At 65.8% G+C, this 13,717-nt stretch carries 12 protein-coding genes; 7 read left to right on the top strand and 5 right to left on the bottom strand.

Going from position 1 to position 13,717, the window contains the following annotated elements:
* The first annotated feature begins 125 nt into the window (after positions 1 to 125).
* The 7 genes from bchY to pufM all read left to right on the top strand — a co-directional run bounded on the left by bchY (position 126) and on the right by pufM (position 6,153).
* A complete protein-coding gene (gene bchY, locus ACZL02_RS09940) occupies positions 126 to 1,601 on the top strand; it encodes a chlorophyllide a reductase subunit Y (RefSeq protein WP_472938113.1) in 1,476 nt (491 codons plus the stop codon).
* Complete coding sequence (gene bchZ / locus ACZL02_RS09935; RefSeq protein ID WP_472937191.1) at positions 1,601 to 3,091, top strand: chlorophyllide a reductase subunit Z; 1,491 nt, start codon at positions 1,601 to 1,603, stop codon at positions 3,089 to 3,091. The genes bchY and bchZ overlap by 1 nt, the downstream gene beginning before the upstream one ends.
* A 49-nt stretch (positions 3,092 to 3,140) precedes the next feature.
* Complete coding sequence (locus tag ACZL02_RS09930; protein ID WP_472937192.1) at positions 3,141 to 3,362, top strand: hypothetical protein; 222 nt, start codon at positions 3,141 to 3,143, stop codon at positions 3,360 to 3,362.
* A gap of 114 nt (positions 3,363 to 3,476) precedes the next feature.
* On the top strand, positions 3,477 to 3,707 hold the full coding sequence (pufB, locus tag ACZL02_RS09925; protein WP_472937193.1) for a light-harvesting antenna LH1, beta subunit: 231 nt from the start codon (positions 3,477 to 3,479) through the stop codon (positions 3,705 to 3,707).
* A 13-nt stretch (positions 3,708 to 3,720) separates the two neighbouring features.
* Positions 3,721 to 3,909, top strand: coding sequence for a light-harvesting antenna LH1, alpha subunit (pufA, locus tag ACZL02_RS09920; protein WP_472937194.1), 189 nt, complete (start codon positions 3,721 to 3,723; stop codon positions 3,907 to 3,909).
* Positions 3,910 to 4,269: 360 nt separating this feature from the next.
* Positions 4,270 to 5,094: a photosynthetic reaction center subunit L gene (gene pufL / locus ACZL02_RS09915; protein ID WP_472937195.1), complete on the top strand. Its 825-nt coding sequence runs from the start codon at positions 4,270 to 4,272 to the stop codon at positions 5,092 to 5,094.
* A gap of 135 nt (positions 5,095 to 5,229) precedes the next feature.
* Complete coding sequence (gene pufM, locus ACZL02_RS09910) at positions 5,230 to 6,153, top strand: photosynthetic reaction center subunit M (RefSeq protein ID WP_472937196.1); 924 nt, start codon at positions 5,230 to 5,232, stop codon at positions 6,151 to 6,153.
* A 681-nt stretch (positions 6,154 to 6,834) separates the two neighbouring features.
* Here pufM and ACZL02_RS09905 read toward each other — a convergent pair.
* The 5 genes from ACZL02_RS09905 to ACZL02_RS09885 form a co-directional block, all read right to left on the bottom strand.
* The gene (locus ACZL02_RS09905) at positions 6,835 to 7,728 is read right to left on the bottom strand and encodes a DUF2189 domain-containing protein (protein ID WP_472937197.1); all 894 of its coding nucleotides are present in this window, start codon (positions 7,726 to 7,728) and stop codon (positions 6,835 to 6,837) included.
* Between the two features lie 192 nt (positions 7,729 to 7,920).
* Positions 7,921 to 8,475 carry a class I SAM-dependent methyltransferase gene (locus ACZL02_RS09900; protein WP_472937198.1) on the bottom strand — a complete coding sequence of 185 codons (555 nt, stop codon included), beginning with the start codon at positions 8,473 to 8,475 and terminating at the stop codon, positions 7,921 to 7,923.
* 135 nt (positions 8,476 to 8,610) lie between these two features.
* Positions 8,611 to 11,472 (bottom strand): beta strand repeat-containing protein, encoded by a 2,862-nt coding sequence (locus tag ACZL02_RS09895; protein WP_472937199.1) that lies wholly within the window; start codon positions 11,470 to 11,472, stop codon positions 8,611 to 8,613.
* 579 nt (positions 11,473 to 12,051) lie between these two features.
* A complete protein-coding gene (locus tag ACZL02_RS09890; protein ID WP_472937200.1) occupies positions 12,052 to 12,981 on the bottom strand; it encodes a LysR substrate-binding domain-containing protein in 930 nt (309 codons plus the stop codon).
* Positions 12,982 to 13,232: 251 nt separating this feature from the next.
* On the bottom strand, positions 13,233 to 13,652 hold the full coding sequence (locus ACZL02_RS09885; RefSeq protein WP_472937201.1) for a RidA family protein: 420 nt from the start codon (positions 13,650 to 13,652) through the stop codon (positions 13,233 to 13,235).
* Positions 13,653 to 13,717: the final 65 nt, after the last annotated feature.

The raw sequence follows: 13,717 nt of genomic DNA, 5'->3' as shown, positions 1-13,717 counted from the left end.
CCGATGCTGCCGGCGTCGCACCGGTGCCAGCCGAGACAATCTACGACGCGGCGGCGAGCGCGCCGCTGGACAACCCCGTGCAGACGTCGACGCCTGCGGCGGATGCGCCCCGGCTCGCCGCACCGATGGCGAAGGACGGCGGCTGCCATGGCGGCAAGGCCGAACTCAGCCGCGCCGCCGAGGCAGCCGGCAACGGTCCACTGCTGCAGCAGCTGCGTAAGGACTATCCGCAAGGGCCGCACGACCAGCCGCAGTCGATGTGCCCGGCCTTCGGCTCGCTGCGCGTCGGCTTGCGCATGCGGCGGACCGCGACGATCCTGTCGGGCTCGGCCTGCTGCGTCTACGGCCTCACCTTCACCTCGCATTTCTACGGCGCCAAGCGGACGGTCGGCTACGTGCCCTTCAACTCCGAGACGCTGGTCACCGGAAAACTCTATGAGGATATCCGCGAGGCGGTGCAGGGGCTGGCCGACCCGCTGCTTTACGACACCATCATCGTCATCAACCTTTGCGTCCCCACCGCCTCGGGCGTGCCGCTGCGCGCGCTGCCGAAGGCGATCGACGGGGTGCGCATCATCGGCATCGACGTGCCCGGCTTCGGCGTGCCGACGCATGCCGAGGCGAAGGACGTGCTGGCCGGGGCTATGCTGAACTATGCCCGGCTGGAAGCCGAGGCCGGTCCCGTGGCGGCGCCGCGCGGTGCGGCGTCGGGCAAGCCGACCATCACGCTTCTCGGCGAGATGTTTCCCGCCGACCCCATCACCATCGGCCGCATGCTGGAGCCGCTAGGCCTTGCCGCCGGGCCGGTGGTGCCGACGCGCGAATGGCGCGAGCTCTATGCGGCGCTCGACTGCGCGGCGGTGGCAGCCATCCATTCTTTCTACACCGCGAGCCTTCGCGAGTTCAGCGCGGCCGGCCGTTCAATCGTCGCCTCCGCGCCGGTGGGGGTCGAGGGAACTGCCGCCTGGCTCGACGCGATCGGCGAAGCCTGCGGCATCGCGGCCCGTACGGTCGACGCCGCCAAGGCGCCGATCCTTGCGGCAACGAGGGCTGCGCTCGAGGGCGCACCGATCTCGGCCCGCATCACCCTGTCCGGCTACGAGGGCTCGGAGCTGATTGTCGGGCGGCTGCTGAAGGAGTCCGGGGCGGACCTGCGCTATGTCGGCACCGCCTGCCCGAAGACGCGCTGGAACGAGGGTGATGCAGACTGGCTCTCGGCGCACGGCGTGCATGTCGAGTTCCGTGCCTCGCTCGAGACCGACATCGCCGCCGTCGACAGTTTCGCGCCGCAGCTCGCCATCGGCACGACGCCGGTGGTGCAGCACGCCAAGCAGCGCCGCATCCCGGCCCTCTATTTCACCAACCTGATCTCGGCGCGGCCGCTGATGGGCGCGGCCGGCGCCGGCTCGCTCGCCACCGTGATCAATGCGGCCGTCGGCAACCAGTCTCGCTTCGATGCGATGAGCACCTTCTTCGAGGGCGTCGGCGAGGGCCGCACCGCGGGCATCTGGCACGATCCGGCGAGGCTGCCCTCGGCGCAGGCGCCAGCGGCGGCATCCCTCGTCGCCGCCAAGACCTCCGTCGCGATGGAGGACTTCTGATGCTGGTTCTCGATCACGACCGTGCCGGCGGCTACTGGGGGGCGGTCTACGCTTTCACCGCCCTCAAAGGGCTGCAGGTGATCATCGACGGACCGGTCGGCTGCGAGAACCTGCCGGTGACCTCGGTGCTGCACTATACCGACGCGCTGCCGCCGCATGAACTGCCGATCGTCGTCACCGGGCTCGGCGAGGAGGAGCTCGGCCAGACCGGCACCGAGCAGGCGATGAAGCGGGCGCACGCGACGCTCGATCCGTCGATGCCGAGCGTCGTCGTCACCGGCTCCATCGCCGAGATGATTGGCGGCGGCGTCACGCCGGAAGGCACACGCATGCTGCGCTTCCTGCCGCGCACCATCGACGAGGACCAGTGGCAGAGCGCCGACCGGGCGCTCGCCTGGCTCTGGAAGGAATTCGGGCCCAAGGGCAAGAAGGCAAAGCCCGCCAAAGGCCCGGCTGCGAAGGGTACCGGGGCAAACCCTGGCGGCTCGATGCCCGAGGCTTCCAAGCCGCGCGTGAACATCATCGGCCCGATCTACGGCACCTTCAACATGCCCTCAGACCTTGCGGAGATCCGCCGGCTGGTGGAGGGCATCGGCTGCACCGTCAATCTCGTTTTCCCGCTGGGTACCGACATCGCCGACGTGCCGAGGCTCGCCGATGCGGACGTCAACATCTGCCTCTACCGGGAGTTCGGCCGCAAGCTTTGCGAGGCGCTGGACAAGCCCTTCCTGCAGGCGCCGATCGGGCTGCATTCGACCACGGCCTTTCTGCGCAAGCTCGGCGAACTGACGGGCCTCGATCCGGAGCCGTTCATCGCCGGCGAGAAGATGACGACGATCAAGCCGCTCTGGGATCTCTGGCGGTCGGTGACGCAGGACTTCTTCGCGACCGCCAGCTTCGGCATCGTCGCTTCGGAGACCTATGCGCGGGGCGTGCGGCATTTTCTCGAGAGCGACATGGGCTTTCCCTGCGCTTTCGCTTTCGCGCGCCGGGCCGGCGAGAAGACCGGCAATGATGCGGTGCGCAAGGCGATCCATGCGACGCCGCCGCTGGTGCTGTTCGGCTCGTTCAACGAGCGGATGTATTCGGCCGAGGGTGGCGGGCGCTCCTCCTACATTCCCGCCTCCTTTCCGGGGGCGATAATCCGCCGGCACACCGGCACGCCGTTCATGGGCTATGCCGGCGCCACCTACATCGTCCAGGAGGTCTGCAATGCGCTGTTCGACGCGCTGTTCCGGATCCTGCCGCTCGGCACCGAGCTCGATAAGGTCGAGCCGACGGCAGCGCGCCCGCACCGCGAACTGCCATGGGATGCCGATGCGCTGGCGCTGATGGATGCCGCGGTCGACGCGCAGCCGGTGCTGGTGCGCATTTCCGCGGCCAAGCGGCTGCGCGACCGGACGGAGGCGGCCGCCCGGCAGGCCGGAGACGGCCGGGTCACGGCGCGGCGGGTCGCCGATCTGCTGGCCTGCGCGCCAGAGCCGGCATGAGCCGGCGGAGCCAATCGCCCGGACTGCGGGCCCAACGGGGAGAAAAGGCATGTCGACGGATCGCGATCATGGGCTGGAGTATCGCCGTCATCTCGCCGAGCGCCGCGAATACCGGCTGATGTTCTGGCTGGTCTATCCGCTGAGCCTTGCGGCGGTGGCGCTCAAGCGTCTGGTCCATTTCGGCCGGCCCGTCGCGGCGGAGCCGAAGCGGTCGATTTTCGGCGAGGCGCGGGTCGCGGTCGCCTCCTGCATCCCGTTCGCCTTCATGTGAGCGGGGCATGGCTCCGGCGCCTTCCACGCCGGAAATGGCTGCAGTCAGCACTGCAGCGACGGCCGCATGCATCCATGCGGCCTCTCGCCGAAAGGCAAACGCAAGGAGGTAGAAATGTCCCTGCATTCCCCGAACGACCTGAACAGCTCGGGCTTGTCGGAACAGGAAGCCAAGGAATTCCACAAGGTGTTCATGACCAGCTTCCTGGTCTTCGTGGGCGTCGCGGTGTTCGCCCATATCCTCGCCTGGATCTGGCGTCCCTGGCTGCCTGGCCCGAACGGCTACGCCTCCCTTGAATCCGGCACGACCGCGGCGGCACATGCCGTCCTGTCGATGCTGAGCTGAGGGGGACGCGACGATGTGGAAAGTATGGCTTCTGTTCGATCCAAGGCGGACGCTGATCGCGCTGTTCGTCTTCCTGTTCGTGCTGGCGCTGGTGATTCACTTCATCCTGCTCAGCACCAACCGGTTCAACTGGCTCGAAATCCCGAACGCCGCTGTCCCGGCGGCATCGCTGGTCATCGAAGAGACTTATGCCGTCGGCTGATGCCGGCGGAGGGTCCTGCGAACGGTGCGGGCGGCCGGCTGCCCGCACCCGCCATTATCTGCGCACATGCACCGTTCCGCGTGAGGTGCGGGCTGGCCGGCGAGCTCGAGGTTCGGTCTGCCGGCGGGATTTACTGGAGCATTCTGCGATGGGGCGGACGGACCTCATCAAGGGAAAAAGATCTAAAATCAGCAAGATAGAGCGTCCTTGTGCGTCCTTCCTGATGAACGGCGCTCTGACGCGGCAGCGGGATGAAGGAAGACGGGGCTGGGAACGGTCCTACGGCGTCCCGTCGGATGCGGTGCGACCCGAGGTCGGTTTGCAATGGGCGCTGGGCCGCCCAAGCGAGGAGATGCGGTCATGGCCATGCTGAGTTTCGAGCGGAAGTACCGGGTCCGGGGCGGCACGCTGATCGGCGGCGACCTCTTCGACTTCTGGATCGGCCCGTTCTGGGTCGGCTTCTTCGGCGTCACCACCATCCTTTTCGCCAGCCTCGGCACGTTGCTCATCGTCTACGGCGCGGCGATCGGGCCGACCTGGAACCTTTGGCAGATCAGCATCAACCCGCCGGCTGAATCCTACGGCCTCGGCTTTGCTCCGCTGAAGCAAGGCGGGCTGTGGCAGGTGATCACCATCTGCGCCATCGCAGCCTTCGTGTCCTGGGCGCTGCGGCAGGCGGAGATCGCCCGCAAGCTCGGCATGGGCCTGCACGTGCCCTTCGCCTACGCCTTCGCGATCCTCGCCTACGTCACGCTCGAAGTGTTCCGGCCGATCCTGCTCGGCGCGTGGAGCAACGCCTTTCCCTACGGCATCATCACCCACCTCGATTGGGTGTCGAACACCGGCTACCAATACGGCAACTTCCACTACAACCCCGCGCACATGATCGCGATCACCTTCTTCTTCACCAATTGCCTCGCGCTGGCGCTGCATGGCGCGCTGGTTCTGTCGGCGACCAATCCGCCGAAAGGCCAGGCGGTGAAGACCGCCGAGCACGAGAACAGCTATTTCCGCGATACCATCGGCTACTCCATCGGCACGCTCGGCATCCACCGGCTCGGCGTCTTCCTGGCGGTCTCGGCGGCGTTCTGGAGTGCGGTGTGCATCATCATTTCCGGAACGCTGTGGACCGAGGGCTGGCCGGATTGGTGGAGCTGGTGGCAGCGAATCCCGATCTGGAGCTAGCGCAAGCGGCACGCGCCGACCGCGACCACCGCGCCGCGGCAGGAATGATCAGTGTCACAGTCACTCAGTCGCGCAGGCATAGGCATATCGCAGACACGAGCCTATCCAGAGACAGAGCTGAGGGGGGAGGCCGGCATGGCCGAGTACCAGAACATCTTCACCCGGGTGCAGTTGCGGGGGCCGCCGGATCTCGGCGTGCCGCTGGCGCCCGGCATCTGGCAGCGGCAAGGCAAGCCGGCCTTCTCCTACTGGATGGGCAAGTTCGGCGATGCGCAGATCGGGCCGCTCTACCTCGGCACGCTGGGGCTGGCCTCGCTGATGTGCGGCTTCGTCGCCATCGAGATCATCGGGCTCAACATGCTGGCCAAGGTGAACTGGAGCCCGCAGGAGTTCATCCGGCAGTTCTTCTGGCTGTCGCTCGATCCGCCGCTGCCGGAATACGGGCTGAAGATCCTGCCGCCGCTGAAGCAAGGCGGCTGGTGGCTGATTGCCGGCTTCTTCCTCACCACGGCGATCCTGCTCTGGTGGACGCGGATGTACCGTCGGGCGCGGGCGCTCGGCCTCGGCACCCACGTGCCATGGGCCTTCGCCGCGGCGATCTGGCTCTATCTCGTGCTCGGCTTCATCCGGCCGCTGCTGATGGGCTCGTGGAGCGAGGCAGTGCCTTTCGGCATTTTTCCGCATCTCGACTGGACTAACAACTTCTCGCTGAACTACGGAAACCTCTTCTACAACCCGTTCCACATGCTCTCGATCGTCTTCCTCTACGGCTCGGCTGTGCTGTTCGCCATGCACGGCGCAACCATCCTCGCGGTCAGCCGGCTCGGCGGCGAGCGCGAGATCGAGCAGATCGTCGACCGCGGCACGGCGTCCGAGCGGGCGGCCCTGTTCTGGCGCTGGACCATGGGCTTCAACGCCACGATGGAATCGATCCACCGCTGGGCCTGGTGGTTCGCAGTGCTCTGCCCGCTCTGCGGCGGCATCGGCATCCTCCTTACCGGCACCGTCGTCGACAACTGGTTCGAATGGGGCCAGAAGCACGGTCTCGCGCCGATGTGAGCCGCCACCCGCCGAGGGTTCGCGGCAGGTGATCTCCGGCCATGCCCCAACAAGGTCGGCGGAAGGCCGCGAAGGGCAGAGGATCAGGAAAGCGCAGGAGCGCGGGGCCGGGCAGCCATGCCCGTCCTGCGCTTCCGCCGTTTCATCCTTCCAGCAAGGGGTAGCACCATCCATGGGAGCATCAGTCTGCTTCTCAGGGAGGGAACGTGGGCTTCGCCTTTACTGACGTCGTCAGGGTGGCAGGAAGCAGGACCGCTTCAGCAGCCCGATCGCCGCCGTTAGACAGGCCACATCGTTTCGGACTGTCCGAGGTGGAGGCTCGGGCGTTCGTTTCCAGCATCTTCGATCACACGTCTAGCGTGGAAGGCGTGGAAGGCGCCGAGATGGACATGGCCGACACGCACTGCGACGCCGGGTTCTGGCCGGTCCGGCGCGCTGCGAAGGCAATGGCCTAGGAGATCGACCGGACGGGGCCACCCTCTTGGATGAAGGACGGGTAGAGCGGTGCCGTCTACCAGTACGGATATCTCTACTTATGGTTGAGCTCGACGTGGCGCCGCGCGATCATCCGGTGGTCGGGTGAATCCACCGCTCAACGAAGACGCTTTCGCTTCAAGAAGATGGAGCGCCGTGTAGCCAATCGGTGCACGGCGCGCCATGCGGCGAACTTCGTCAGGCCGGTCAGCGGCCGGCGGGGCGGCGGTCGGCGGGGACGACGGCCTTGCGGTAGAGGTGCCAGGTGGCGTGGCCGAGCACCGGCATGACGATGGCGAGACCGGCGAACAGCGGCAAGGCGCCGAGCACCAGCAGGCCGGCGACGGTGGCGCCCCAGCCGGCCATCACCAGCGGGTTGGCGGCGACGACCCGCGCCGAGGTCTCGATCGCCGCGATGGCGCCGACGTCGCGGTCGAGCAGCAGCGGGAAGGCGACCGCGGTGGTCGAGAGCACCAGCACGGCGAAGGCGAAGCCCGCGGCATTGCCGAGGAAGATCAGCCGCCAGCCGCGCTCGGTGGTCAGGATCTCGTCGAGCAGGCCACCGAGCCGTGATACGCCGATAGCCTCGAGCCCGCCGGACCCGAGCCCGACCGCGCCAGGCCCACCTGTCCCCAGCGCGTTGGTGCTGAGAATGCTGCTGCCAAAGGTGCTGGCGAAGATCGCCTGGGCGGTGCCGAGCCAGGCGAGGAAGATCACCGCGAGCAAGGCGCCCACCGCCAGCATGGCGGGGAGGGCGGGCGAGTGCCGGGTGGCGAGGGCGTGCTGCCAGGAGGTATGGAGCCCCGCCTCGCGCCGCCGGCTGATCTCGTAGAGGCCGATGGCGGCAAACGGGCCGATCAGCGCGAAGCCCGACATCAGCGGATAGATCATCTGGAGCGCCCCGCTGCCGGCGCTCCAGCGCGCGAGCACCAGGCCCATCACCGGATAGATCAGCCCGAGAAACAGAAGATGCGAGGGTTTTGCGCCGAAATCGTCGAGGCCTTTGGCGAGCGCGTCGCGGAGGTCGGCGAAGTGCAGGTGGCGAACCTCGGGGTGGCAGACAACGCCGTCCGCTCCCGCCATGACATGAAAATCGGTCATTCCCATTCCTCCCTGAAAGAGGATCGGAGCGGTCCTGCCGCACGGCAGTCACCGGCGATCTCACGACAGGGAGCCTACACCCGCGCGCGCCCCCTGTCTCGTGCCGTCACCGTGACCCCGGCTTCCGCCGCCGCGCCTGATCCCGCTGCCGCGATCGTCCTGCCGAAGGGGGCAATGGGCGTTATGGCGTCGTCAGGCGGCCGGTTTTTCGGCGCGGGCCCAGAGGTCGAAGCACTGGCCCTTGGAGACGCGGACCGGGCCGAAGCCGGCGTGGACCAGCTTCTGGCCGAGGGTCTGGTTGGTGTAGCCGGTCTTGTGCGCCATGAAATGATTGCCGCGGGCGACGGCGGTGCGGAGGCCGAAGAGGATGTCGAGCGGCGTGATCGGGCCGGCCGGCGAGACATAGGCCTCGTCCTCGAGTTTGCCGTCGGCCAGCAGCTGCCCGAGCGATTGCAAATCGGGGCAGGTGACCACGGCAAAGCCGCCGGGCTTCAGCACGCGGAAGAATTCGGCAAAGGCGAGCGGCACCTCGTGGGCGTAGAGATGCTCGACATTGTGCGAGGAATAGAGCGCATCCATCGAGCCATCGGCGACCTCGGCCATGTCGGTCATCGTGCCCAGAATGTCGGGCGCGACGGCGGGATCGATGTCCAGCCGGATCTCCTGCCAGTCGGCGGAGCGGAAGTGTTGCGGCAGCTTTTCAGGATCGGCCGGGCCGCAGCCGACGTGCAGGACTAGTTTTGCCATTTGATATCCATCGCTATTTTCACATAATATCTCGAATAGAGAGCTTGTTGCTACTAATGAAGATGCCCCGCCAGTAGACTAGCGGGGCATCCATCGATCTTATAAATTATCAAGTGATTATATCTAGTTCTATTTTTATGTGAAGTCAGTGTTCGCGGTGGTAAGGGCGGTCGAGTTGGTGGTTATATAGCCAACCAAAGTAAGCTCTGCTGTCTGAATTCCAGACGTCCCAGCATCTACGAAGTTGTAGACATATGCATTTGCAGTTCCGGTCTGAGCAATGACAAAAGCGCCGTCATCAGTGGCGACAGTTGCAAAGCGCTCGGATAAATAAGCGGCGATCTGACTGGTATTGGTGAAATCTGTGATTATCGCAGTGCCGCCGGTGGTGATTACAGCGGCTGCGCCGGTCGTATTGATGATGTTGACGCTTGCATCTGTGAAGTTCTGGATGGTATTTGCTGCAACAACTGCTTCACTAGTTATGCTGCCGGCGCCCAAAAGCTTAACGTTGAGGATGTCTCCTGCGGCGCCACCAGTGAACCCGCTTATCGTATCAAAGCCGTTCGTTGCGGCCGCCGAAAATACGACAGTATCGGTTACCGCAACCGTCTCGGTCAGTACGATCGCATCGTTTCCGGCGCCGCCTGTGATCAAATCCGCGCCGTTACCGCCAACGATCGAGTCGTTGCCCCCAATGCCGTTGAGGGTGTCGGCAAAAGCGCCGCCAGTAATAGTGTCATTCACGGCGCCACCGTTGACAACGAACTGTCCGCCGCCGGTTATTTCCGCCGAACCGTTGAATGTTAGCGTACCCGTGGTAAGCGCGGTAGCATCGATCGTTATCGGAGCTACGCCGTCATTGAACGCGTCAACAGTCGTGATCACTGCATTGACCGTTGTGTTTAACACATTGATTGTTTCAACGCTGGTGACATTGTTCAGATCCGTCGCAGCAACGGAGTTAAATCTTAATACATCGGTGCCGCCGCCGCCAACGATTGTGTCCGCGGACGTCAAGGACGTTCCAAAAGAGAAGGTGTCGATGGCAGCGCCACCGGTGACGGAGACGTTGCCGCCGGAGATGGTGTAGAAATCTGCGCCGCCGCCGCCCGAGATTGTGTCGGACACCGCGGAGTAGATGATGTCGTCGCCACCCGTTCCGGCGAGTGTGAGTGCCGTTCCGCCGAAATGGGCCAGCAGCGAACTGGTGGTCGTCGGGTTGCCGGCGACGAAAGTGGCCTCGGTGCCCGCGGTGCTGAAGCCAAGGTTGATCAGCGTGTTCGGCACATCGAAGGTCAGTGTCCGGCCATCGGCCGTCTGCGTCACCACGACATTGCCGCCGGCGACCGTCGCTGCCGTGAAGCCGCCGGCAGTGAGCGTATTACCGTCGACGAAGATCTGCTCGCCGGTCTCGTTACCGCCGATGAACTTATTGCCGAGGCCGAGCAGGATGCGGTCGACGCCGACGCCGCCATAGATGCTGTCGGTGCCGGCGCCCGAGGTGATGACGTCGGCGCCGCCATTGCCGTAGATCACGTCGTCGCTGCCGCCGCCGCGGATTGTGTCGGCGGTGTCGGCGGTATCGCTGATGGCGTTGCCGCCGATGACGGTCGCCTTGCCGGCGAGATAGCCGGTGAGGTTGACGATGTCGCTGTCGGTGCCCGCCTGGATGTAGAGGGCGGAGGCCGTACCGGAGCCGTTGACGCCAGCCGCGACGCCGCCGTTGACGACGATGGTGTCGCCGCCGAGGCCGCCGAAGATCGAGTTGGTGCCGAGGATCAGGTTGGGGGCGCCGAAGCCCGTCAGGGTGATCGTGTCATCGCCGGCATTGCCGTAGACGACGTTGTTGCCGGCGCCCTGAATGTTGATGGTGTCGCCGAGATCGGTCGTGTCGTTGATGCCGGTGCCGCCGTAGACGGTGTTGTTGCCGTCGCCATTGACGGTGATGGTGTCGGTATCGGCCGAGCCGCCGAAGATCTGGTTGTTGCCGCCGCCGACCGAGAGGCTGTCATTGCCGAGGCCGCCGTAGACCGAACTATTGCCGGTGCCTGAAACGATGATCGTGTCGCCGCCGGCATTGCCGTAGACGGCGTTGTTGCCGTTGCCGGTAATGGTGATGCTGTCGGCGAGATCGGTGGTGTCGGTGAGGCCGGTACCGCCGAAGACGGTGTTGTTGCCGTTGCCGAAGATGCTGATCGTGTCGGTGTCGCCGGTGCCGCCGGCGACGAAGTTGTTGCCGCTGGCGAGCGTGCCGACCGTGCCGATGGTGATCGAGTCGTTGCCGAGGCCGCCATAGACCGAGTTGTTGCCGCTCGAGAAGACGTTGACGACGTCGTTGCCGGCATTGGCGTAGATCACCGCCGAACCGGCGACGTTCGAGCCGCTGGCGCCGACCGTGATGGTGTCGATGCCGGTGTCGACGGCGTCGCTGACGGCGCCGCCGCCGTAGACGGTGGTGGTCTGGCCGAGGTTCGGGATCACGGTGATGCTGTCGGCGCCAAGGCCGCCATAGATGACGTCGGCACCGGCGCCCGAAGCGATCGTGTCGTTGCCGGCATTGCCGTAAATGGTGTCGTTGCCGCTGCTGGCGGTCAGCTTGTCGCCGAGATCGGCGGTGTCGGTGAAGCCCGAGCCGCCGACGACGAGGTTGTTGCCAAGGCCCGCGTCGATCGTGTCGGCGCCGCCGAGGCCGAGCAGGATGTCGGCGAAGGCCGTGCCGGTGGTGGAATTGCCGCTGTCGTCGGCCGCCGTGGCTGCCAAGCCGTCGCCGAGGGTGACCGAGCCGCCGCCCTGCAGGGCGAAATTGGTGGTGGCCAGCGCTGCCAGCGTCACGCCTGTAAGGGTGAGCGACGTTGCGCCGGTGGTGATCACGACGTTCGCGCCGGACTGGGCGATATTGGTAATCGCAGCCGGTGAGAGGTTGAGCGTGTAGACGTCGGACGGGTTATAGGCCGTCGTGGCGGACGCTGCGCCGTTATAGGTGGTGCTAGCCATGGTATCTCCTAGAGATCTGTAGATCAGGACAAGGTTCGGGCGTGCGCGCAGCGCACCCCTACCCCCCGAATACATGCCGGACACGCCATCCCCGGCCGGTCCTGCAAAGCCAGCTATGCACAGTTAACGCTAGGGAAGCAAGCAGTAGAAAAGCCGATTCGTCGATGATTCTCGTTGCGGCATATTTAGGTTGCTGTTCTCAATAATGCGAATGTTTGCATATCCGTAATATAATATTTGGGGGACTGAAAGTGCGGTATTGTTTATAATCTCTATCAATATGAATGTAGTCGTGATGCTCCGACGAATGGGGCAATCTATTCCTTATGTTTGGCTGGTAATCCCCATGACGGCGATTTCGGTGCCTCCCGTGATCGGTTGGGTCGCCATCGCGGTACGAAGCGGCGGAGGGAAGCTGCTGATCGGCTCGAACCTTACTCGCGGGCATCCCGCCTCTTGCCTGTCGCGGAATGATCGAGCGGCAGCCTTCAGCGGGCGACGACCCTACCCGGCCGGGCGGGAGAGGGCGCCCGGCGGGCGTTAACCGGGAGAGGCGAGGAGAGAGGGAAGAGCTGCGTCTCAGGGGACGGCCGGGGCCATTCCGGGAATGGCGGCGTCGGAGATGAGGACGCGGCAATGGGTCTCGAAGGCCTCGACGCAGCGCGTCTTGCGGCAGGCTTTCAGCGTGGCGAGGCCGAGCCGCATCGCCCGGTGCGCGCCGCCAAGCGGAACACGGACGATTGGCCTCCCGTCGAGGGCGAGGTCGGAGCGCGGCCGCACATTGGCGAGCGTGTAGCCATAGCCGTTGGCGACCATGGTGCGGACCACTTCGAGCTGGGTCGAGCGGCTGGCGATCTGCGGGCGTACGCCGGCCTCGTGGAAGAGCGCGAGGAAATAGTCGCGGCTGTAGGGGAGGTCGAGGAGGACCAGCGGCAGGTCGGCCAATTCCGCGAGCGTCACCGACTGGCGCTGGGCCAGCGGGTCTGCGGCGCCGACCCAGACGTGCGGGGCAAGGCTGGCCAGCGGCTCGAAGCCGATCTCGGCGGGAATTTCGAGATCATAGGTCACGGCGATGTCGATCTCGGCCCGGCCGAGCGCTGTGAACAGCTGCTCCTGGCTCGCCTCGACCTGGCGGATTTCGGTGGCCGGGAAGGCGGCGGTGAAGGCATGGGCGAGTTCGGGCATGACCAGTGGCGCCAGCGTCGACAGGCAGCCGACGCCGAGCCGCCCGCGCACCTCGCCGGCCGCTTCCGCGGCGACGGCGTGCAGCCCCTCGGCCTGGCGCAACAGCTGCCGCGCCTCGTCCAGCACGATGCGGCCGGTCGGCGTCAACGTCAGCCGCTGTGCGTGCTGGCGCAGGAACAGCTGCACGCCAAGTTCGCGCTCGAGCTGTGCGATCGCCGTCGAGATCGAAGGCTGCGAGATATGCAGCCGCTCGGCCGCCAGCGTGATCGAGCCGACCTCGCCGACCGCGACGAAGTATTCCAGCTGGCGAAAGGAAAAGCGCATGGGGCTGACTTGAGGTTCGGCCACGTCGGCGGGGGATGGCGCGCGGGCCCGAGGCGGGAAGTCGCGGTGGGCTGCTGAAGCGTTAGGCTACCGCATCGCAGCGAAAGTTCGGAGTGGATTCTTGGGAAAGGCGGTGCCCAGATCGAAAGCGCGAGGACGCCTCCGTCCAGGCGACGGAAAGCCCGCCGTCCGGCCAGGGCGGCGGCGACTTGGGCGGCGCGCGGGGAGACGGGAGCGCCGCGGTGGGGCTTTCAGTCGTTGCCGCCGATGACGGCGATGACGTCCACCTCGACCCGCCATTCCGGCCGGGCGAGGGCGGAGACGACGAGGCCGGTGGAGACGGGATAGACGCCCTTCAGCCAGCGTCCGACGACACGGTAGACGGCCTCGCGGTCGGCGGGATCGACGAGGTAGATGGTGATCTTGCAGATGTCGGCGAGCGAGGCGCCGGCCTCCCTCAACAGCATGTCGATATTGGCCATCGCCTTCTCGGCCTGTCCGCCGACATCGCCGATGGCGACGCTTTCCGACGTGTCGAGGTCCTGCCCGATCTGCCCGCGCACGAAGACCATGCTGCCTCGGGCGACCACCGTCTGGCAGAGGTCGTTGTCGAGCTTTTGCTCGGGATAGGTATCGCGGGTGTTGAATTTTCGCAGGCGGGTGTGCGCCATGACGGTCCTTTCGTGGTTCGGGGGGCGGGGCTCTGGGGCTGAGGGATTTCGCTATGGCCGGGGCG

The organism is Mesocryomonas fontinalis (assembly GCF_055730125.2).
This window is presented reverse-complemented; position numbering and strand designations above follow the sequence as displayed.